Raw genomic sequence first — 21,479 nt, 5'->3', positions numbered from 1 at the left:
CGGCGGCTTTGAAAGTTGATAACAGGGAGGCGTCAAACAGAGTGGACAGGAGCCACTCGGTGTCCAAACGAGGACAGTTCCAGTCATAAACCCGAAAGCTTAATCGACCGTAAACGAGCGAATTTTTTGAGGGTTCGTTAGCCATGTCGGCCAGTGACCGAGCGGGGGGCGGAACAAAACTCTCCGCCGTCATTCCGGGGCGCGACGAAGTCGCGAGCTACGATGCGCAATTGCGCATGGTCGCTCGGCGCTGCGCGCCGCCCGGGAATGACGACGCGAGATGGTGTTTGGCGAGACGTGGGTCCCGGCTCTGCGGAGCGTCACTGCGTGCCGCACCGCGTCCGGGACACGAGAGTCGTGAAAATCCTACGACTTGAAAAAGCTGTTCGCCGCATCGCGCGAGGCGCGCTTCTTCGTGGCGGCTTCTTCCAGCCTTGCGATCTCGGTCTTGAGCAGCGTGACGCGCTCGGTCAGTTCCTCGACCGACAAGAGTGAGAGGTCCTGCCCGATTTCATGGCTGATCTTCTTGCGCGGGCGGTCGTCGTCTTCCGTCGCCATCCTCGTTCCTCCTGCGTTCGCGCACACAATGCTGAGGCGGTTGCCAGCTTGGATCACGCTGGCTAAGCAAGGGCCTCGTTCATCCCGCACCTTCACCCAAGGACACATCATGGACAAGCTGCCCGCGCAAATGACCGTGGTCGCCATCTCCAAGCCCGGCGGACCGGAGGTGCTGGTCCCGGAACAACGCGCACTGCCGCAGCCCGGTCCTGACGAGATCCTGGTCAAGGTGGAGGCCGCCGGCGTCAACCGGCCCGACGTTGCGCAGCGCTCGGGAGCCTATCCGCCGCCGCCCGGCGCCAGCGACCTGCCCGGTCTCGAGATCGCGGGCGAAGTGGTTGCCGTCGGCAGCAATGCCAAGCGGCACAAGATCGGCGACAAGGTGATGTCGCTGGTCGCCGGCGGTGGCTATGCGCAGTACTGCATCGCCCAGGATGCCCAGGCGATGAGCGTGCCGCCGGCGCTGTCGATCAAGGAAGCCGGTGCGCTGCCGGAAACCCTGATGACGGTCTGGCACAATGTGTTCGAGCGCGGTGGCCTGAAGGAAGGCGAGACCCTGCTGATCCATGGCGGCTCCTCCGGCATCGGCACCATGGCGATCCAGCTGGCGAAGGCGTTCGGTGCGAAAGTGTTCGTCACCGTCGGATCGCAGGACAAGATCGACGCCTGCCTCAAATTAGGCGCCGACCGCGCCATCAATTACAAGACCGAGGACTTCGTCGCCGTGGTCAAGGAAGCGACCAACAAGGAAGGCGCCAACCTGATCCTCGACATGGTCGCCGGCGAATATGTCGATCGCAATTATGATGCCGCCGCGGTCGATGGCCGGATCGTGCAGATCGCGACGCTCAACGGGCCCAAGGTCAACGTCAACATCGCCAAGGTGATGGTGAAACGCCTGACCCATACCGGCTCGACCCTGCGCCCCCGTAGTAATGCGGACAAGGCGGCGATGGTGGCCGCAATCGAAGCGAAAGTGATGCCACTTTTGCGCGAAGGCCGCGTCAAACCGCTGATGGACAGCACTTTCCCGCTGGAAAAGGCGGCCGATGCGCACCGGCGCATGGAAACGAGCGCACATATTGGCAAAATTGTGTTGGAGGTCTAGGCCTCCGGCCCACAGGCGGCGGCGGAAACCCTTTGATTTTCCTTGCTTTCGTGGCATCTATCGCGACGCACCGAACTCATCCCGTTCGGTCTGAAATCGTCTTCACCTGAAGAGTTTGCGTCGAACGCGGAGAACTGGCCTTGCGTCTGATCAGGTGCCTCGCGCCCATCGCGCTGGGCCTCATGATTCTTGTCGCCGCGTATCCCGCGCGCGCGCTCGACGCCGTCAGCGTCCGCAGTGACGCGCCCGCGATCGACCTCACCGGCGTGCTCGAGCATCAGCGCAGCGATGCGGACCGCATCCAGGTCTCCACCGCGCCCGGCACCGACGGCATCGTCCGCCGCATCGAAGTGCGCGCCCGCGAGGGCGGCCAGAACTGGGTGGTGTTCGCGCTCGCCAACAACACCGACGACCAGCTCGACCGCCTGATCGTCGCCCCGCATTACCGCATCGTTTCCTCGGGGCTCTTGTGGCCCGACCTCGGCCTGTCGCGCATCGCGACCATCACGCCCTCCACCGGCGACCGGCCGGAGCGACAGGAAAGCCCGACCGCCGACGTGTTCCGCGTCACGCTCGACCCCGGCGCCGTCATCACCTTCGTCGCGGAGCTGCGCACCGACAAGCTGCCGCAGCTCTATCTGTGGGAGCCGGAAGCCTACAAGGACAAGGTCAACTCGTTCACGCTGTACCAGGGCATCGTGATCGGCATCTCGGGCCTGCTGGCGCTGGTGCTGACCATTCTGTTCGTGGTGAAGGGCAGCATCATGTTCCCGGCCGCCGCGGCGCTGGCCTGGGCCGTGCTGGTCTATATCGGCGTCGATTTCGGCTTCTGGGGCAAGGTGCTCGACATGTCGAACAACGCCGAGCGCATCTGGCGCGCGGCGGGCGAAGCGATTTTGGCGGCCACGCTGCTGGTGTTCCTGTTCGCCTATCTCAATCTCAGTCGCTGGCATGTGCGCTATTCGCACATCACGGTGGGTTGGCTCGCGTTCCTCGGGTCGCTGGTGGCGCTGGCCCTGTTCGATCCCGCGGTGGCCTCCGGCATCGCCCGCATCTCGCTGGTGCTGATCGCCTTCGCGGGCTTCGCGCTGATTGTCTATCTCTCCACCCACGGCTTCGACCGCGCAGTGCTCTTGATCCCGACCTGGTTCCTGCTGGTGGTCTGGGTGGTCGCGGCCGGCATGACGGTCGCAGGTTCCGTCACCAACGACATCGTCGGCCCTGCCCTGCTCGGCGGCCTCGTGCTGATCGTGATGCTGATCGGATTCACGGTGATGCAGCACGCCTTTGCCGGCGGCGGCGCCACCACCGGCGTGGTCTCCGACATCGAGCGGCGCGCACTGGCGCTGGCCGGCTCCGGCGATCTGATCTGGGACTGGGACGTCTCCGCCGACAAGGTCTTCACCAGCCCCGAAACCGAAGCCCTGCTCGGACTGAAGCGCGGCACGCTGGAAGGCCCGGCCGCCTCGTGGCTCGAAGTGCTGCATCCGCTCGACCAGGACCGTTTCCGCGCCGCGCTCGACAGCGTGCTCGATCAGCGCCGCGGCCGACTGGTGCAGGATTTCCGCCTGCGCACGCCGGACGGCCATTTCATGTGGTTCGCGCTGAAGGCGCGCCCGGTGGTCGGCTCGGACGGCGAGGTCTCGCGCGTGGTCGGCACGCTCACCGACGTCACCGAGCTGCGCAACGCCGAGGAACGCCTGCTGCACGATTCCGTGCATGACAACCTCACCGGCCTGCCCAACCGCAAACTGTTCATGGACCGGCTGGGTGCGGTGGCGCATTTCGCCAAGACCATGCCGACGCTGCGACCGACGCTGATGGTGATCGACCTCGACCGCTTCAAGCAGGTCAACGATTCCGTCGGCATCGCGGTCGGCGATTCCATCCTGTTGACGCTGGCCCGCCGCCTCACCCGCATCCTGAAGCCGCAGGACACGCTGGCGCGGCTTGCCGGCGATCAGTTCGGCCTGATCCTGCTCTCGGAGCAGGACCCGGCCCGCATCACCGCCTTCGCCGAGACCATCCGCAAGACCATCCGGGCGCCGATCGCCTTCAACGATCGCGAGATTTTTCTCACGGCCTCGATCGGTCTCGCGCTTTCTGATCCGCAAGTTCAGCTCACGGACGAGATCATCAAGGATGCCGAGCTTGCGATGTATCACTCCAAGCGCATCGGCGGCGACCGCATCGACGTCTACAAGCCCGCCATGCGCGCGCGGAAGACCGACCGCCTGACGCTGGAGAGCGAGCTGCGCCGCGCCATCGAGCGACAGGAGCTCACGATCCTGTATCAGCCGATCGTGCGGCTGGAGGATCGTTCGGTCGCCGGCTTCGAAGCGCTGGTGCGCTGGGATCACCCGAAGCTCGGCCGCATGGCGCCCTCGGAATTCATCACCATCGCCGAAGAGACCGGCCTGATCGTCGACCTCGGCATGTTCGTGCTCGACCAGACCGCCAAGCAGCTCTCGATCTGGCAGCGCGCGATGCGCTCGCGCGAGCCGATCTTCGCCTCCGTCAACGTCTCCTCGCGGCAATTGCTGCGCCACGATCTGATCCACGACATCCGCACCGTGCTGTCGCGCTCATCGGTGGCGCGCGGCACGCTCAAGCTGGAATTGACGGAATCGCTGGTGATGGAGAATCCGGAGCACGCGGCGCAGATGCTGACGCGGATCCGCGAGCTGGGCACCGGGCTCTCGCTCGACGATTTCGGCACCGGCCATTCCTCGCTGGCCTATCTGCAGCGCTTCCCGTTCGACACCATCAAGATCGACCAATCGTTCGTGCGCACCACCAACCGCGGCACCCGCCCGGTGATCCTGAAGTCGATCATCGCGCTCGCGCACGACCTCGGCATGGACGTGGTCGCCGAAGGCGCCGAGACCGATTCCGACGCGGTCGAGCTCTACCAGATGGGGTGCGAATACGCGCAAGGCTTTGCCTTCGGCGAGCCGATGGACGCGGACGCGGCGATGCGCCTGCTGACGGAAGTGCGGCTCGAAGCGGCGAGCTAGGCGCTCGTCCCTCCCGAATCCGGTATCGTAGGGTGGGCGCGCACTTGCGCCGTGCCCACCATCCATCCAGCACTGCGACAGAAGTCGTGGGCACGCTTCGCTTTGCCCACCCTACGATACTGTTGGATATGGAGAGACCTTCACCCACCTGACCGGGTGCTCCGCCGCTACCGCCGCCCGTCCTTCTTCATCTTCGTGAACCGCACGCTCTGGCCGTCCGGCATCCGCATTGCCTTGAACCCGGCAGCAAGGCAGGCTTCGCGTTGCGGCATCTGGATGTCGGGGCTGCGCAGGCTGTCCCACCATGAGGCCCGATTGGCCGCGCGCGGCAGGGCCGCACCGATGATCTCTTCGATCTGTTCGAAGCTCAGGACGAATTCGGCCTGCTTCTGCCGCAGCAGATAGTCGCGCAACGCGTCGTAGTCGTTCACATCAGTCCTCTCGTCCGAAACCGGTCTGCTCGCAGGAGATCTGCCCAAAACCGTGAGCGGCGTAAACCGATTCTTAACTCACTACGGCAGCGCTGTTCCACCTTAAACACTACTCAAGATTTCGGGCGCATCCACTAGGGGATCGGGAGCAAGCGATGCTGTCTGGATGGCGCGAAGTCATGGCCCGCCGGCCGTGGCGGATTTCGGCGAAGCTGCTGATCATCTCGTCCGTGGTGACGGTGATCGGCTTTTCCGCCATTTGCGTCAACGTCATGCTCGACATGCGCCGGGGCGAGGAGGCGCTCGCCCGCCAGACGCTGGAGAACCTCGCGACCACCATCCAGTCCGACGTCAGCCGCAACGTCGAGATCTACGATCTGGCGCTGAAGGCGGTCGCCAGCAACATGTTGCTGCCCGAACTCGCGACCGTGTCGAAGCCGATCCGTCACCTGATCCTGTTCGATCATGCGACGACGGCGAGGCATTTCGGCGCCATCCAGGTTTTCGACCCCGAGGGCAGGCTGGCCATCGACGCCTCCACGCTCGATCCCCTCCCCGAGAACCGGAGCGAGGAGGAGTATTTCAAGGTTCACCGCGACAATCCCGACGTCGGGCTGTTCATCAGCCGCCCGATGCTGTTCCGCGGCGCCTACGCGATCGTGCTGAGCCGTCGCATCAGCGATACCGACGGCGGCTTCCTCGGCGTCGTCGCCGGCTCGATCCGCTTCAGCTATTTCCACGAATTGTTCGAGCGGCTGAACCTCGATCCTGAAGACACCATCACCGTGCTCAAGCGTGACCGCACCATCATGATGCGGCGGCCGTTCGATCTCGACATCATCGGCACCAACCTGAACGACCGGCGGGCCTGGAAGCCCGACAATCTCCCGGTCGGCACCTCCTATTCGGGAAAGGGCCCGGTCGATCCAACGCCGCGGCTCTATGTCCGCAGCGCCGACAATGGTCCGCTGTTCGTGGTGGCGGGCAAGCCGCTGACCGCGGTTTTCGCGCTCTGGCAGAAGGAGGCGTATCGCATCGGCGCTGTGGTGCTGGCGCTTGCGCTGTTCGTGCTGGGATCGACGCTGGTGCTCGCGCGCGAGATCGGCCGCCGTGCCGAGGCCGAGCGCAAGCTCGAGGAGATGGCGACGACGGACGCGCTCACCGGCCTGAAGAACCGCCGCAAGTTCGATTCCGTCATCGACGTCGAATGGCGGCGCGCCATGCGGCAGAAGGCGCCCGTCGCGCTGTTGATGATCGATGCCGATCACTTCAAGGCCTACAACGACACGTTCGGCCATCAGGCCGGCGACCAGGTGCTGGTCGGCATCGCCATCTGCATTTCCGATTCGGTGAGCCGGGCCGGCGACTGCGCCGCGCGCTATGGCGGCGAGGAATTCGCGGTGCTGCTCCCCAACACGTCTGCGACCGACGCCTTCAAGGTCGCCGAGACGATCCGCCTCAAGGTGCAGGGCTGGTCTGACGACGAGGTGATGTTGACGGTCTCCTGCGGCGTCGCCAGCCTCGTTCCCACCGCTGGCATGGACTGGGCGATCCTGGTCGCCGCCGCCGACAAGGCGCTGTATGCGGCGAAGGCGGGCGGACGGAATCAGTCGGTGGTTGCGAGCCTGCCGAAGCTGTCGCTGGTGGCGTGAGAGGTTCGCTCCTCGTCATTGTGAGCGAAGCAATCCACCACACCATTGGTGTCGTCCCTGCCTAGTGCGCAATTGCGCACGAACTCTGGGACCCATAACCACAGGAAGTGGTTTGGCGAAGACTAGTCGCTCGGGACTGCTGCCGAACACGATCGATAGATCACGCGGTATGGGTCCCCGCGTTCGCGGGGACGACACCGCGAGTGTGGCGACTACTGCCCCAGATACTTCTTCATCTCCGCGATCAGCCCGTCCCGCAGCTCCGGGCGCTTCAGGCCGTAGGCGATGTTGGCGCGGAGGAAGCCGGGCTTGGAGCCGCAATCATGGCGCTCGCCCTCGAACTCGACGCCGTAGAACTTCTGCGACTTGGCAAGGCCGATCATGGCGTCGGTGAGCTGGATCTCGCCGCCGGCGCCGCGCTCCTGTGTCTCGAGGATCTTGAAGATCTCAGGCTGCAGGATGTAGCGGCCGGTGATCGAGAGATTGGAGGGCGCGGTGCCCTTGGCCGGCTTCTCGACCATGCCGTCGACCTCAAACATCTTGCCGCTGCGCTTGCCGACGCCGCAGATGCCATATTGATGGGTGAGATGGTCGGGCACCGCCTCGACCGCGACCAGGTTGGATTTCTCGCCGAGCGTGGACGCCGTCTCGATCATCTGCTTGAGGCAGCCGGGCGAGTTGAGCACGAGTTCGTCGGGCAGCACGACAGCGAACGGCTCGTTGCCGACGATGTCGCGCGCGCACCAGACCGCGTGACCGAGGCCGAGCGGCGCCTGCTGGCGGGTGAAGCTGACAGCACCGGCTTCAGGCTGGTTCTGCGCCAAAATCTCCTGCTCGGCCTTCTTGCCGCGCTGGCTGAGCGTCGCGTCGAGCTCGAACATCCGGTCGAAATGATCTTCGATGACATTCTTGTTGCGGCCGGTGACGAAGATGAAGTGCTCGATGCCGGCCTCCCTCGCCTCGTCATAGACGTACTGGATCAGCGGCTTGTCGACGATGGTCAGCATTTCCTTCGGCATCGCCTTGGTGGCGGGCAGGACACGGGTGCCGAGGCCGGCGACGGGGAATACGGCTTTGCGAATTTTCATGTGATTGTTCGAATACCTGGGGGCACATGGGAACGGCGGAACGGAGCAATGGCATCTTGCTAGCCTGTTTGCAGCCGCCAACAAAGGCGGATGTGGGGCCTCACCCGCGCAGAGTTAAGAAAAAGGCCGCCACCAAAATTTCACCTTTGTTAAGCTATTGGCAACCGTAACCGGGCCTCCTGATGGCAGATTTTTGGAAGGCCGATGGGTGGGACATGATGCAATTGGTGGCAGGGCAGGCAAGACGGGCGGGATCCGTGACCGGCGCGGCGATGATCGCGGCCGCTCTGCTGCTGCCCGTCAGCGCGCACGCCCAGGCGCAGAACGGCCTGTCCAATCTGTTCGGCGGCATCTTCTCGGGCCCCAACGCTGCGCCCTCGCAACCTGCGCCCGGTCCCGGCGGCGCTCTCCCCTGGAGCGGTGAGGACGGGGCTTCCGGCCATCCGCTGATGACGGCCGCGGCGATCCGCGAGGCCGCCGGCAATTTCAGCAATTGCGTTGCCGCGATGTGGCCCGATGCCGCACGGCGCAACATCACCCAGGAAAACTTCCAGCGCTTCACGGCCGGGCTCTCACCCGATCTGCGCATCATGGACCTGATGGACTCGCAGCCGGAGTTCACAAAATCGATCTGGGACTATCTCGACATCCTCGTGAACGACAACCGCCTCGCCAAGGGCCGCGAGATCCTCGCCAAATACAAGGCGCAGTTCGACGCCACCGAAAAGGCCACTGGCGTCGACCGCTACATCATCGCCTCGATCTGGGGCATCGAGTCCAATTACTCGACGCAGATGGGCGATCGCAGCGTACTGCAATCGACCGCGACGCTCGCCTGCATCGGCCGCCGCCAAGCCTATTTCAAGGACGAGTTCCTTTCCGCGCTGGAGATCCTCAATCGCGGCGACCTCAGGCCGGAGCAGATGCGCGGCTCCTGGGCCGGCGCGTTCGGCCCGACCCAGTTCATGCCGACCGCGTTCAAGCGGTTTGCCGTCGACGGCGATGGCGACGGCAGGCGCGACGTCGTCGACAATCCGACCGACCTGATTGCATCGACCGCCAACAACCTCAAGAAAGACGGCTGGCAGGCCGGCCAGACCTGGGGCTTCGAGGTCGTCGTGCCGCAGGGCTTCAACTACATGCTGGCCGACCGCGCCAAGGCGATGACGATCGCGCAATGGGAGAAGCTCGGGCTGAAGCGGGCGACGGGCCAGCCGTTCCCGCATCCGGCCGAGAAGGCCTATCTGCTGGCCCCCGCCGGCGCGCAGGGGCCCGGCTTCCTGATGCTGCAGAATTACCGGGTCATCATGAAGTACAACCCGGCCGAGGCTTATGCGCTGGCGATCGGCCATTTCGCCGACCGCCTACGCGGAGGGCAGCCCTTCGTGCAACCCTGGCCGCGGCAGGAACGCGAGCTGTCGCGTACCGAGCGGCTGGAGCTGCAGCAGTTGCTGGCTCAGCGCGGCTTCTACAAGGGCACCCCGGACGGCCAGTTCGGCGGCCAGACCCGGGAAGCCCTGCGCAATTTCCAGGCCTCGATCGGAGTGCCCGCGGACGGATTTGCCTCCTCGGACGCGCTGGAACGGCTCCGCGGACGGTAAAATCGCGCCGAAAGTAACCCCTGAACAGGGATTTTGGCAGGCAGCCTTGACGCAGGCGGCTGTTCCCCGGTGTATGGGCACAAGAATCTGCAACGGAATTTGCCCGTTTGGCGCCTGATTCCGTTATTATATTGAGCTACCTCCGATCCCCATTGCGCTGGCCCGAGATCGCATGTCGAAGCCGAAGTCCCTGTTCAAGGCGCTGACCGAGACCGGCCCGTTGATCGCGCTGGGGACGGCGCTTGCGATTCTGGTCTCGGTCGCAGGGCCTGCCTCGGCGCAGTTCTTCAACTTCCCCGGCTTCGGCGGCCCGCCGCAGCGTTCGGCTCCGCCACCACAACGGGGCGGTGGCGGAGGCGGCGGCTGGTTCGGCGGCGACTTCTTCGCGCCGTTCCAGCAGCAACAGCCGCAGGCGCCACGGCAGGATTTTTCGCGCGCGCCGGCACCAGCCAAGCGCGACACCATCCCTGAGAAGAACGTGCTCGTGATCGGCGACGCCATGGCCGACTGGCTCGCCTATGGCCTGGAAGACGCCTACACCGAGCAGCCCGACATGGGCGTGATCCGCAAGCACAAGACCACGTCCGGCCTGATCAAGTACCAGCCGCGCGGCGAGCCCGCGGATTGGACGACTGCCGCAAAGGGCATCCTCGAGACCGAGAAGCCCGACGTGATCGTCGTCATGCTGGGCCTCAACGACCGCAGCGCGATCCGCGAGCCCGTCGCCGACAAGACGGACAAGGCCGCCGCAGACAAGGACAAGAAGAACGACAAGGGCGCGCGCGCCAAACAGCCAGCGAAGCCGGGGGACGCCAAGCCCGGCAACGACACCGCCGCCAAGCCCGACGACAAGCCTGCCGATGCCGATCTGCCGCAGGACGACGCCGACAATGCCGACGCGCCGGCGGCCGCGCCCGAAAAGACGGCCCGCAATCCGAACGGCCTCTACGAATTCCGCGACGACCGCTGGGTCGAGCTCTATGGCAAGAAGATCGAGGAGCTCGCCAACGTCCTCAAGACCAAGGGCGTGCCGGTGCTGTGGGTCGGCCTTCCCGCCATCCGCGGGCAGAAGGGCACGGCGGACATGCTGTTCCTGGATTCGCTCTATCGCGAAGGCGCGGCCAAGGCCGGCATTACCTATGTCGACGTCTGGGACGGGTTTGTCGACGAGGCCGGCCGCTTCCTCCAGAAGGGTCCTGACTTCGAAGGCCAGATCCGTCAACTCCGCAGCTCTGACGGTGTCTTCTTCACAAAGCCCGGCGCGCGTAAGCTCGCGCACTATGTCGAGCGCGAGATCACGCGCCTGCTGGCAGGACGCTCCGGCCCGATCGCGCTGCCGAGCGAGCCGGCGACGCCCGACACCAGCGCCGAGCCCGGCAAGCCCGCACCGCGGCCGCTGGCGGGGCCGATCGTGCCGCTGGTTGCAGCCTCGATCTCGACCGATCAATTGCTGGGCGGCCCGGGCTCGCGTCCCGCCGCGGTCGATGCGCTCGCTGCGAAGACAATGGTGAAGGGCGAGCCGCTGGCCGCTCCGGCCGGCCGCGCCGACGATTATGCCTGGCCGCGCCGCGAAGTCGGCCGCGAGCAGGCCAAGGGCGATACGCCGATGGCCGCGACGACGCCTGAGGGCGGCGTCGCCAATCCCACCGCGCCGGGAGCCGCTGCCGCGATCGCCCCGCCGAAACTTGCGCCGAAGAAGCCGCCGGTCCCACCGCAGCAACCGGCACAGGCTACGCCCTCATTCCGCGATTTCTTCGGCTTCGGCTCTCCGCAGCCACCGCCGCCGCGTCAACTGGCGCCGGCGCCCGGTCCGCGCAATCCGAATCCCAATCCCGGGGTCCCGCGTCCGCCGGGTAACGTTGGCCGCTCGGCCGAGATGTTCCGGTAAGGTAAGGCCTCGTGTCCCGGACGCGACGCAGCGCCTCTTGGTGATGCGGCGCAGAGCCGGGACCCAATTCGTGCGGCATTCACAAAAGAATAGGCCCCGGCTCAGCAATGCGGCGTTGCCGACGATGCTACGCATCGCCTAGGCCGCATTGCGTCCGGGGCACGAGAGTTCGGGCGTTAGTTACGGGACTTGGTCACAAGTCCTAATAGCGCCAGCGCGACGGCGGGGGACGACGCGCGGGGCGCGACATCAGAAGCGCGAGCGCGAAACCGATGCCGCCGGCGACCAGCAGCGCGCCGAGCGGATTGTCCTGCACCTTCTTCGACAATGCTTGCGTGCCATCGCGAAGGGTCTCGCCGCTGTTGTCGTAGGCGTCCTTGGCGTAGTCGGCCGCAGTCTCGCCGGCCTCGCGCACGGCATCCTTGGCCTGGCCGTAGAGATTTTGCACCGTGCCCGCGGCTTCCCGCGCCTTGCCCGACGCCTGCGTCTTCGCATCGCCTGCCATGTCTCCGATCGCGCCTTCCGCGCGTCCGGCATATTCCTTGGCCGATCCAACAATCCGATCCGTGTCCATGATGATCCTCCTCGGTGGTCAGCCGAAGTAACCGATCAGGCGCGGCCCAGTTCCAAGTGTTTGCGAAAGTGTAACCCCTACGAAGGTGTGTAGCCCGGATGGAGCGCAGCGTAATCCGGGAGGGTCTTTCCGTAATGGGAGGACCCCGGATTACGCTGCGCTCCATCCGGGCTACGGACCAGCTAAAGGATGAGCCCGCCATCGACGACCAGCGTCTGTCCGACGATGTAGGACGACAGCGGCGAAGCCAGGAACAGAGCCGCGCCCGCCATGTCGGCCGGCGTGCCCAGCCGCCGCAGCGGAATGCGTGACAATGCACCTTCGAGCCGCTTGGGATTGTCGGTCGTTACCTTGGTCATCTTGGTGTCGACGAGTCCTGGCGCGATGCCGTTGACGCGGATGCCGTCCTCCGCCCAGGCTTCGCCCAGTGTCCGCGTCAATCCGACCGCACCGGTCTTCGACGCGTTATAGGCGGGATTGCCCATGGTGGAATGATAGGCCGCGGTCGAGGACACCATGATCAGCGAACCCTTCGCATCCCGCAGCATGGAATGAAATCGCGTCGCACAGGCCATCAGGCTCATCAAATTGACCTCGACCACCTTGCGGAAGCCACTCATCTCGAACTCGCCGCGGCGATAGAGCACCGCGCCTTGCGCGAGCACGAGCACGTCGAGCCGCTCGAAGGAGGGCTTGAACGCCTCGATCGCACTGGGGTTGCTGACGTCGAGCTGCGCATAAGACAGGCCCGTGAGATCAGAACCTTCCTCGATCGAATAATCCTTTGGCTGCGCACGCGTGCCGCAAACCGCGACATGCGCGCCCCTCGCGCGAAACGCTTGCGCGATGCCGTTGCCGATCCCGCTGGAACCGCCGACCACCAGCACCTGCCTGCCTGAGAAATCGAGCTCGTTCGCCATCGCGGCCTCCCCTTTTGTCTTGCTTGTTTGACCTGTCTGCGGATCGATGCCAGCCTTGTCAATCATAACAAGAACAAGCAGGGCGCGAGGAAACAGCATGTCCGAGTTCAAACGGCTCAGCCGGTCCGTAAAGGGCCTGACCGTTCTCGTCACCGGCGCCGCCAGCGGCATGGGACGCGCCACCGCGCAATTGTTCGCTGCGGAGGGCGCGAACGTTGCCGTCACCGACTATGACGAGCAAGGCGCACTCGCTGTCGCGGAGGAGATCGCGGCGAGCGGCGGTTCGGCAAAAGCCTGGAAGCTCGACGTCGCCGATGGCACCGAGATCAGGCGCGTCGTGAATGATGCTGCGGCACATTTCGCCGGGCTCGATATCGTCGTCAACAATGCCGGCATCTCCGTGCGCGTCGCGATCGACGACGAGGCCTATGAGGACGCCTGGGCCAGGGGCATCGCCGTGATGCTGACGGCGCATCCGCGCATCATCCGCGCCGCACTGCCTTACCTGCGCAAATCGAAGAGCCCGCGCATCGTCAACATCGCCTCGACCGAGGCACTCGGCGCCACCGCATTGCATAGCCCCTATTCGGCGGCGAAGGGCGGCGTGGCGAGCCTCACGCGCTCGCTCGCCGTCGAGCTCGGCCGCGAGGGCGTCACCGTCAACTGCATCTGCCCGGGTCCGATCCGCACCGGGATCACCGACCACATCTCGGAGGAACACAAGACAATCTATGCCAAGCGCCGCACCGCACTCGGCCGCTACGGCGATCCGGAGGAGGTCGCGCATATGACGCTGAGCCTGTGCTTGCCGGCGGCGTCCTTCCTCACCGGCGCGGTGATCCCGGTCGACGGCGGGTTGATGGCGCGGAATGCGTAAGAGCTGATAAGGCGCCGTAGCCCGGATGGAGCGAAGCGCAATCCGGGAATCGTGCCACACGCAACGACGCCCCGGATTACGCTACGCTCCATCCGGGCTACAGGCAGCCATGCGCGCCGAGCGTTGACAACGGCGAGTGCGGGAGTAGCTTTTTCGCCGACAGAGCGGGGCCAACCGCTCGCACATGCGGGAGAAAACGCCATGACGATCGCCATCCGGCAGCTTCAGAAGCACTTTGCCGGCGAGGTTTCCGGCCTCGATTTGCGAAAGCCCCTCACCGAGGTCGAGGCGCGCGAGGTCGAGGCCGCCATGGACAAATACGCGGTGCTGGTTTTCCACGACCAGGACATCACCGACGAGCAGCAGATGGCCTTTGCGCTGAACTTCGGTCAGCGTGAGGATGCGCGCGGCGGCAACATTACCAAGGCCAGCGAATACCGTCTCAACTCGGGCTTGAACGATGTTTCAAACCTCGGCAAGGACGGCAAGCCGCTGCCTAAGGACAGTCGCGCCAATCTGTTCAACCTCGGCAATTGCCTGTGGCACTCCGACAGCTCGTTCCGGCCCATCCCTGCAAAATTCTCGCTGCTGTCGGCGCGCGTGGTGAACCCCAAGGGCGGCAACACCGAATTCGCCGACATGCGCGCCGCCTATGACGCGCTCGACGACGACACCAAGGCGGAGATCGACGATCTCATCTGCGAGCACTCGCTGATGTATTCGCGGGGATCGCTCGGCTTCACCGAATACACCGAGGATGAGAAGGAGATGTTCAAGCCGGTGCTGCAAAGGCTGGTGCGGACGCATCCCGTGCATCGCCGCAAGTCGCTGTATCTGTCATCCCATGCCGGCAAGGTCGTCGGCATGAGCGTGCCCGAGGGCCGGCTGTTACTGCGCGATCTCAACGAGCACGCAACGCAAGGAGAGTTCGTCTACGTCCACAAATGGAAGCTGCATGACCTCGTGATGTGGGACAATCGCCAGACCATGCACCGCGTCCGCCGCTATGACCAGTCGCAACCTCGCGACATGCGCCGCGCGACGGTGGCGGGGACGGAGCCGACGGTCCAGCAGCAGGCGGCGGAGTAGCGCGGCAACCTCCGCTGTCGTCCCGGACGAGCGAAGCGAAGATCCGGGACCCATAACCACAGAACATGGTTTGGCGAAGACTCGGAGTGACCGGTCTGCCTTAACTTCATCCTGGGAGTATGGGTCCCGGATCGGCGCGCGCTTGAGGCGCGCTTGTCCGGGACGACAGCGGAGGATGACGCACCACCGCGGAGTATGTCGCGGTAGCGACTAAAGCACCTACGCGTGCCCCGCCTCGTTCGAGAGCATGCCGGGGTCGATGCCGATCTTGCGCAGGGCTCGTCCGTACTTGTCGTCGACGTCGTCACCGAAGATCAGGTCCGCATCCGCATCGCAATGCAGCCAGCCGTTGCTCTGGATCTCGGTCTCGAGCTGGCCCGGCGCCCAGCCGGCATAGCCGAGCGCGAGGATGGCGTGCTTGGGGCCGGAGCCATTGGCGATCGCGCGCAGGATGTCGACGGTCGCGGTGAGGCAGACGCCGTCGTCGATCCGCAGCGTCGCGTTCTCGATGTAGAAGTCGCTGGAATGCAGCACGAAGCCACGCCCGGTATCGACCGGACCGCCGCGCAGCACCTTCATGCTTTCGGCATTCTCCGGCAGCTTGATGTGCTCGCCCTTCTTGATGATGCCGAGCTGCTGCAAGAGTTCGGGAAAGTCGATGCTGCCAGCCGGATGGTTCACGATGATGCCCATCGCTCCCTCCGCCGAATGGGCGCAGAGATAGATCACCGAGCGTTCGAAGCGGGAATCGCCCATCACCGGCATCGCGATCAAGAGCCGGCCGTCGAGATAACCGGCCGAATTAGGGAGTACGGGTCCCGCGCTGCGGGTGCTTTCGCCCGTCCTCTTGCCTGTGGGAGCCATCGGTTAAGCACTCCGGTTTCAATTCCTATCCTGATGTCGGGCCGGGCCGCTGTCAAATCAAGGCTTGCAGAGACTTGATTCAAGTGCATCCATCACAAGCAATTCAATGGTTTGCCTCAGGACGCCCCTGTAAAGACGTGCCATGCTCACAAGAGTTCCCCTGCGTGCGGCGATTGGCGTCGCAACAACCCTGTTTGCGTCGTCGCTGGCCATCGTAGCCCGTGCCGATGACGCTTCGCCGTGGCAGCGCGACGGACATTCCGCGGTGCGGCTATTGGCGGGATCGCGCAGCGGCGCCGTCCTGCTCGGCGGTATCGCCATCCAGCTCCAGCAGGGGTGGAAGACCTATTGGCGCTCCCCCGGCGATTCCGGCGTCCCGCCGCGGTTCGACTTTTCCAAGTCGGACAATGTCGAGGCGGTGACGGTGATGTGGCCTGCGCCGCTGAAATTCGACGACGGCGCCGGCGGCCATTCGATCGGCTATCACAACCAGATCGTGCTACCCCTGCGCATCGTCGCCAAAGCGGCCGACAAGCCCGTGACCCTGCGCGCAGAGATCAATTACGCGGTGTGCGAAAAACTCTGCATTCCGGTCGAGGCCAGCGCCGAGCTCGGCTTCAACAGCGTGGCCTCGACCGAGGATGCCAATCTGCGTGCGGCACTCGATACCGTGCCCAAGCCCGCCAATATCGGCGATCCCAACCCGCTCACCATCCGCGACGTCAAGCGCGACGGCGCCACCAAGGTGACGGTCGACGTGGTCACGCCGGATGGGCGCAACGTTAATCTGTTCGTGGAAGGTCCGACGCCCGACTGGGCGCTGCCGATTCCAGCTCCGGTCAAAGACAGCCCGGCTCGCGTGAAGCGCTTTTCGTTCGAGCTCGACGGCCTGCCGCCGGGCGCCAGGCCCGACGGCGCAGCGTTGAAATTCACGCTGGTCGGGCCCGAGAAGTCGTACGAGTTCAATACGAATTTGGAGTGAGTATCGGTTAGCGCGAGGAAGTTGCACAGCTCGCGCTCCACTTTCAGCTGTGGTCCCGGACAAGCGCGCCTCAGCGCGCGCCGATCCGGGACCCATAGCCACAGGGGTGGTTTGGCGAAGGCTCGGAGTGACCAGCTCGCCCGCAACTTCTTCCCGGGGTTATGGGTCTCGGATCTTCGCTTCGCTCGTCCGGGACGACACCGAGTATGGAACGCCACCCAACCGAATCTTAACGAATGGTTGCTAAGCCCCAGGGCCACCGCAGCAAGCCTGCGGCATGCGGAAGACTGGGGACTTTTCGTGGCCGTGATGGATGCAGAACCTGCAACGACCGGACCGGCCGGGCTGATCGCGCGGCTGCGGGCCAGGCTGACGGGCGGCCCGAGCGAGGCATCGCTGACGCGGCGGCTGGCTGGCACCATCTTCATCATCCGCGTCATCAGCGCAGGCCTTGCCTATGTCTCGCAGGTGCTGCTCGCGCGCTGGATGGGCACGTCCGACTACGGCATCTACGTCTATGTCTGGACCTGGGTGCTGCTGCTCGGCAGCATGATGGATTTCGGCATCTCGGCCTCGGCGCAGAAGATCATTCCAGAGTATCGCGCCAGCGGCGAGCAGGCGTTGCTGCGCGGCTTTCTCTCCGGCAGCCGCTGGCTGACCTTTGCGGTGTCCACGCTGGTCTCGCTCGCTCTCGCCGGCATCGTCAGGCTGCTGTCGCCCTGGATCGACCCGGCCGAGGAGCTGCCACTCTATATCGGCTGCATGACGCTGCCCGCCTTCGTCGTCGCCAACACCCAAGACGGCATCGCGCGCTCGCATGACTGGATGCGGCTCGGCCTGATGCCGCAATTCATCATCCGCCAGGGGCTGATCATCGGAATCACGGCTATCGCCTTCCTGCTCGGCTATCATCTCGGCGCCGTCGCCGCGATGGTTGCGAGCGCCGGCGCAGTGTGGATCGCGATGACCGGGCAGATGGTGGTGCTGAACCGCAAGCTCGCCGGCCATATCGCGCCCGGCCCAAAGACCTATGACATCGGCGGCTGGCTCGCCGTCTCGCTACCGATCCTGCTGGTCGAAAGCTTCTACCTGCTGCTGTCCTACACCGACGTGCTGGTGCTGCAGCAATTCCGCCCCTCCGACGAGGTCGGCGTCTACTTCGCGGTGGTAAAGACGCTGGCGCTGGTCTCGTTCATCCACTACGCGATGTCGGCAACGACGGCGCACCGCTTCGCCGAATACAACGCAAGCGGCGACAAGGCACGCCTGTCGGCCTATGTGACACATGCGATCAACTGGACGTTCTGGCCGTCGCTGGCGGCGACCATCGTGCTGCTCGCGCTCGGCAAGCCGCTGCTCTGGTTGTTCGGGCCGCAATTCGTGGTCGGCTACGATATCATGTTCGTCGCCGCGGTTGGGCTCGTGGTGCGCTCCGCGATCGGACCGGTCGAGCGGCTGCTCAACATGCTCGGCCAGCAGAAGATCTGCGCGCTCGCTTATGCATTGGCCTTCGTGATGAACCTCGTGCTCTGCATCGCGCTGGTGCCGCGCTACGGCGGCCACGGCGCCGCGGCCGCGACCTCGATCTCGCTCACCTTCGAGACGGTGCTGCTGTTCTGGATCGTGCGACAGCGGTTGGGGCTGCACGTACTGGCGTTCGGTAAATAGGTACTACGGCGCCGTCCTTGCTCACTCCCGCTGGGGGAACGACTGTTTCGCAGCGCGCCTGGGAACAACCGAAAATACCTCTCCATTTCCGACTCGCAGCACAATTTTTCTTATTCCGCCCAAGCGGTTGGCTCCAGGGAAAGTTTATTCTACGTCGTATTGCCCAACCGACGAGATCAACCTAAGATTCTCCAGACATGATCGATCCACTCTACGTCGCCTCCGGTTTCGGCGTCGGCCTACTCGTCGGGATGACCGGCGTGGGCGGTGGTTCCTTGATGACGCCGCTGCTGATCCTGCTGTTCGGTGTTCATCCCTCCACCGCGGTCGGGACCGATCTGCTCTATGCCGCCGCCACCAAGACCGGCGGAAGCGTGGTGCATGGCTGGTCGCGCAGCGTACACTGGCCCGCGGTGCTGCGGCTCGCCTGCGGCAGCATTCCCGCGAGCGCAGTGACGCTGCTGGTGCTGTGGAAGCTCGATCTCAAAAGCGATTCCGAGCGCAGCCTGGTCAATCTGGTGCTGTGCTTCGCGCTGCTGCTGACCGCGACCTCGCTGATCTTCCGCAAATCCATCATGGGGCGTTATCGCGGCCGGCTCGAGCAGGTCGACGAGCGCACCACCGCGATTGCCACCGTCGTCACCGGCATCGTGCTCGGCGTGCTGGTGTCGATTTCGTCGGTGGGCGCCGGTGCGGTCGGCGTGACCGTGCTGCTGCTGCTCTACCCTCGCCTGCCCATGGCAACCATCGTCGGCTCCGACATCGCCCATGCGGTGCCGCTGACGCTGGTCGCCGGCATCGGGCACTGGGCGCTCGGCGACGTGGATTGGGCGCTGATGGGCGTGCTGCTGATGGGCTCGCTGCCCGGCATCATCATCGGCAGCTACAGCGCGACGCGGGTGCCGGAGACGGTGCTGCGGCTGACGCTTGCCAGCGTGCTGTTCGTGGTCGCAGGCAAGATCATGTTTGCGGAGCTGAACCTGTCGTCGGCGTTCGTGACGGCGCTGGCCTGGACGCATTGAGCGGGAGCGGACGCCTCGTTCTCGTTTCGTAGGGTGGGCAAAGCGAAGCGTGCCCACCGTCCCTTTCAACTGCGGAAGCATGGTGGGCACGGCGCTGACGCGCCTTTGCCCACCCTACGGCTCCTCGTTCCGGAATCCCTACTCCGCCGTCCAGCCGCCGTCGATCGAGAGATTGGTGCCGGTGATCTGGGCGGCATCATCGCCGCACAGGAACAGCGCCAATGCCGCGACCTGCTCGGACGTCACGAACTCCTTGGTCGGCTGCGCGTCGAGCAGAACGTCGTTGATGACCTGCTCGCGCGTCAGATTGCGCGCCTTCATCGTGTCGGGGATCTGCCGCTCCACCAGGGGCGTCCAGACGTAACCGGGGCTGATGCAGTTGCAGGTGATCTTGTGGGTCGCGACCTCCAGCGCCACGGTCTTGGTCAGGCCTGCGATGCCGTGCTTGGCCGAGACGTAGGCCGATTTGAAGGGCGAGGCGACCAGCGAATGCGCCGATGCCGTGTTGATGATGCGGCCCCAGCCTTTCTTCTTCATGCCGGGCACGGCGGCACGGATGGCGTGGAAGGCCGAGGACAGGTTGATGGCGATGATCTGGTCCCACTTCTCGAGCGGGAATTCCTCGATCGGCGAGACGAACTGGATGCCGGCATTGTTGACGAGGATGTCGACCGAACCAAAAGTCTTCTCGCCGAGCGCGATCATGCCGGCTATCTCGGCCGGCTTGGTCATGTCGGCGGGCGAATAGATCGCCTTCACCTTGAAGTCCTGTTCGATCTTGGCGCGCTCCTTCTCGATATCCTCCGGCGAGCCGAAGCCGTTGATGACGACATTGGCGCCGGCGGCGGCGAAGGCACGTGCGTAGGCGAGCCCGATGCCGCTGGTGGATCCGGTCACGACGGCGTTCTTGCCTGACAGACTACCCATTCTATTCGCTCCTTTTTGCCGGGGGTGCGGTGACGTCCCCCGTGAGATCGTAAGTCACCATGGTCTCGCCGGACTGCGGCCGCTCGAGCCAGTCCTTGTGGCGCATCGACAGATGCACGTCGCGCACGCCGGCCTCCCAATGCTCGACCATGGCGACGTGCGAGAAGTCGTAATCCTTGGACGAGGATTCGTAGTTCTTGCTGCGGTAGATCAGATGCACGACGGTGACGGTGCTTTCGCGCGACACCTTCGCAAGGAATTCGACGGAAGGATCATTCTTGAGATAATCTGGCAATTTGCCGATCAGGTCGCGCACCGCCCTGCGGGCGTTGTGGATCTGCTTGTTCTTGTCGGTGTTCATCCGCGTGCGGCTGGAGAAGCGGATGTCCTTCTCGCGCTCGGTCGCCTCGAGCAGTGAATTCGGTAAGTCTCCGCGCGCGGAAAACAGGTCGACCTGGAAGATCAGCATGTCGCGATCGACCTCGGCATCGAGCACATAGTCGAGCGGTGTGTTGGAGGCGATACCGCCATCCCAATAATGTTCGCCGTCGATGACGACGGACGGAAAGCCAGGCGGCAGCGCGCCAGAGGCCATGATGTGCTCGGGGCCGATGGTCTTGCCGAGCTTCTTGAACTCGTAATTGTCGAAATATTTGAAATTGCCCGAGGTGACGCCGACCGCGCCGACCGACAGGCGCGTCTTCAAATCGTTGATGCGGTCGAAATCGACCAGACGCTCCAGCGTCTTCTTCAGCGGCGCGGTGTCGTAGTAGCTCTCGGCTTGCGAGCTGCCCGGCGGCCAGAGCGGCGCGGGCGGGATGCGCGGCGTGAAGAAGCCGGGCACGCCGAAGGTCGCGATCAGCGCAGCGCTGGTCGAGTTGAACAGCTCGCGGCTGTGGTCGCTCTTGCCGATCGGCTTCCACGGCACCGGCGCGGAGACCATCTCCCAGAATTCCTTGAGCCGCTTGACGCGCGTCGGGCCCTCGTTGCCGGCGATGATGGCGGCGTTGACCGCGCCGATCGAGATGCCGGCGACCCATTCCGGCTCGAAGCCATGGCCGCACAGCGCCTGATAGGCGCCGGCCTGATAGGAGCCAAGCGCGCCGCCGCCCTGAAGGACCAGGACGCGTTGCGCATTCGCAGGGATGCTGGCGGATTCCGGGCTACGATCGGTCATGGATGAACAATAGCAAAAGGCGAGCCACCGTGGCGC

18 protein-coding genes are annotated in these 21,479 nt (G+C 64.7%); 10 read left to right on the top strand and 8 right to left on the bottom strand.

The features are described 5' to 3' along the window. Window positions 1-366: 366 nt before the first annotated feature. Window positions 367-558, bottom strand: coding sequence for a DUF1192 domain-containing protein (locus tag GA0061098_RS09045; protein ID WP_018318721.1), 192 nt, complete (start codon window positions 556-558; stop codon window positions 367-369). 109 nt (window positions 559-667) lie between these two features. Here GA0061098_RS09045 and GA0061098_RS09040 point away from each other — a divergent pair, with 109 nt between their 5' ends. After that, window positions 668-1,666, top strand: a complete 999-nt coding sequence (locus GA0061098_RS09040) for an NAD(P)H-quinone oxidoreductase (RefSeq protein WP_091955982.1) — start codon at window positions 668-670, stop codon at window positions 1,664-1,666. A gap of 140 nt (window positions 1,667-1,806) precedes the next feature. Next, complete coding sequence (locus GA0061098_RS09035) at window positions 1,807-4,683, top strand: EAL domain-containing protein (protein ID WP_018318723.1); 2,877 nt, start codon at window positions 1,807-1,809, stop codon at window positions 4,681-4,683. 167 nt (window positions 4,684-4,850) lie between these two features. Here GA0061098_RS09035 and GA0061098_RS09030 read toward each other — a convergent pair whose 3' ends face one another. Then, window positions 4,851-5,114 carry a DUF7662 domain-containing protein gene (locus GA0061098_RS09030; RefSeq protein ID WP_165637245.1) on the bottom strand — a complete coding sequence of 88 codons (264 nt, stop codon included), beginning with the start codon at window positions 5,112-5,114 and terminating at the stop codon, window positions 4,851-4,853. Window positions 5,115-5,269: 155 nt separating this feature from the next. Here GA0061098_RS09030 and GA0061098_RS09025 point away from each other — a divergent pair, with 155 nt between their 5' ends. Then, entirely contained in the window at window positions 5,270-6,766 is a 1,497-nt protein-coding gene (locus GA0061098_RS09025) for a sensor domain-containing diguanylate cyclase (RefSeq protein WP_091955980.1), read from the top strand. A 212-nt stretch (window positions 6,767-6,978) separates the two neighbouring features. Here GA0061098_RS09025 and galU read toward each other — a convergent pair whose 3' ends face one another. Beyond that, on the bottom strand, window positions 6,979-7,854 hold the full coding sequence (gene galU, locus GA0061098_RS09020; RefSeq protein ID WP_018318726.1) for a UTP--glucose-1-phosphate uridylyltransferase GalU: 876 nt from the start codon (window positions 7,852-7,854) through the stop codon (window positions 6,979-6,981). A gap of 215 nt (window positions 7,855-8,069) precedes the next feature. Here galU and GA0061098_RS09015 point away from each other — a divergent pair, with 215 nt between their 5' ends. Continuing rightward, complete coding sequence (locus GA0061098_RS09015; protein ID WP_208610637.1) at window positions 8,070-9,455, top strand: lytic murein transglycosylase; 1,386 nt, start codon at window positions 8,070-8,072, stop codon at window positions 9,453-9,455. Window positions 9,456-9,627: 172 nt separating this feature from the next. Next, entirely contained in the window at window positions 9,628-11,343 is a 1,716-nt protein-coding gene (locus GA0061098_RS09010; RefSeq protein WP_091955978.1) for an SGNH/GDSL hydrolase family protein, read from the top strand. A 202-nt stretch (window positions 11,344-11,545) separates the two neighbouring features. Here GA0061098_RS09010 and GA0061098_RS09005 read toward each other — a convergent pair whose 3' ends face one another. Both GA0061098_RS09005 and GA0061098_RS09000 read right to left on the bottom strand, forming a co-directional pair. Then, window positions 11,546-11,917 (bottom strand): CsbD family protein, encoded by a 372-nt coding sequence (locus GA0061098_RS09005; protein WP_018318729.1) that lies wholly within the window; start codon window positions 11,915-11,917, stop codon window positions 11,546-11,548. Between the two features lie 182 nt (window positions 11,918-12,099). Further along, window positions 12,100-12,837 carry an SDR family NAD(P)-dependent oxidoreductase gene (locus GA0061098_RS09000; protein WP_091956045.1) on the bottom strand — a complete coding sequence of 246 codons (738 nt, stop codon included), beginning with the start codon at window positions 12,835-12,837 and terminating at the stop codon, window positions 12,100-12,102. 97 nt (window positions 12,838-12,934) lie between these two features. Here GA0061098_RS09000 and GA0061098_RS08995 point away from each other — a divergent pair, with 97 nt between their 5' ends. Next, entirely contained in the window at window positions 12,935-13,714 is a 780-nt protein-coding gene (locus GA0061098_RS08995; RefSeq protein ID WP_091955977.1) for an SDR family NAD(P)-dependent oxidoreductase, read from the top strand. Between the two features lie 201 nt (window positions 13,715-13,915). Continuing rightward, window positions 13,916-14,803, top strand: coding sequence for a TauD/TfdA dioxygenase family protein (locus tag GA0061098_RS08990; protein ID WP_091955976.1), 888 nt, complete (start codon window positions 13,916-13,918; stop codon window positions 14,801-14,803). 219 nt (window positions 14,804-15,022) lie between these two features. On the opposite strand, the gene GA0061098_RS08985 is transcribed toward GA0061098_RS08990, so the two are convergent. Beyond that, window positions 15,023-15,667 (bottom strand): YqgE/AlgH family protein, encoded by a 645-nt coding sequence (locus GA0061098_RS08985; protein WP_028142053.1) that lies wholly within the window; start codon window positions 15,665-15,667, stop codon window positions 15,023-15,025. A gap of 142 nt (window positions 15,668-15,809) precedes the next feature. On the opposite strand from GA0061098_RS08985, the gene GA0061098_RS08980 reads away from it, so the two are divergent. The 3 genes from GA0061098_RS08980 to GA0061098_RS08970 all read left to right on the top strand — a co-directional run bounded on the left by GA0061098_RS08980 (window position 15,810) and on the right by GA0061098_RS08970 (window position 19,339). After that, complete coding sequence (locus tag GA0061098_RS08980; protein ID WP_091955975.1) at window positions 15,810-16,649, top strand: protein-disulfide reductase DsbD domain-containing protein; 840 nt, start codon at window positions 15,810-15,812, stop codon at window positions 16,647-16,649. A 300-nt stretch (window positions 16,650-16,949) separates the two neighbouring features. Beyond that, window positions 16,950-18,317, top strand: coding sequence for a flippase (locus tag GA0061098_RS08975; RefSeq protein WP_430649254.1), 1,368 nt, complete (start codon window positions 16,950-16,952; stop codon window positions 18,315-18,317). A 197-nt stretch (window positions 18,318-18,514) separates the two neighbouring features. Beyond that, a complete protein-coding gene (locus tag GA0061098_RS08970; protein WP_091955974.1) occupies window positions 18,515-19,339 on the top strand; it encodes a sulfite exporter TauE/SafE family protein in 825 nt (274 codons plus the stop codon). Window positions 19,340-19,477: 138 nt separating this feature from the next. Here the strand turns inward: GA0061098_RS08970 and GA0061098_RS08965 are convergent, their stop codons facing one another. Both GA0061098_RS08965 and GA0061098_RS08960 read right to left on the bottom strand, forming a co-directional pair. After that, window positions 19,478-20,266, bottom strand: coding sequence for a 3-hydroxybutyrate dehydrogenase (locus tag GA0061098_RS08965; protein ID WP_018318737.1), 789 nt, complete (start codon window positions 20,264-20,266; stop codon window positions 19,478-19,480). Window position 20,267: 1 nt separating this feature from the next. Next, a complete protein-coding gene (locus tag GA0061098_RS08960) occupies window positions 20,268-21,443 on the bottom strand; it encodes a DUF3734 domain-containing protein (protein WP_091955973.1) in 1,176 nt (391 codons plus the stop codon). Window positions 21,444-21,479: the final 36 nt, after the last annotated feature.

This window comes from Bradyrhizobium shewense (genome assembly GCF_900094605.1).
Classification (GTDB): Bacteria; Pseudomonadota; Alphaproteobacteria; order Rhizobiales; family Xanthobacteraceae; genus Bradyrhizobium; species Bradyrhizobium shewense.
Note: the sequence above shows the minus strand (reverse complement) of the source record. Positions and strands in the feature narration are given on the sequence as shown.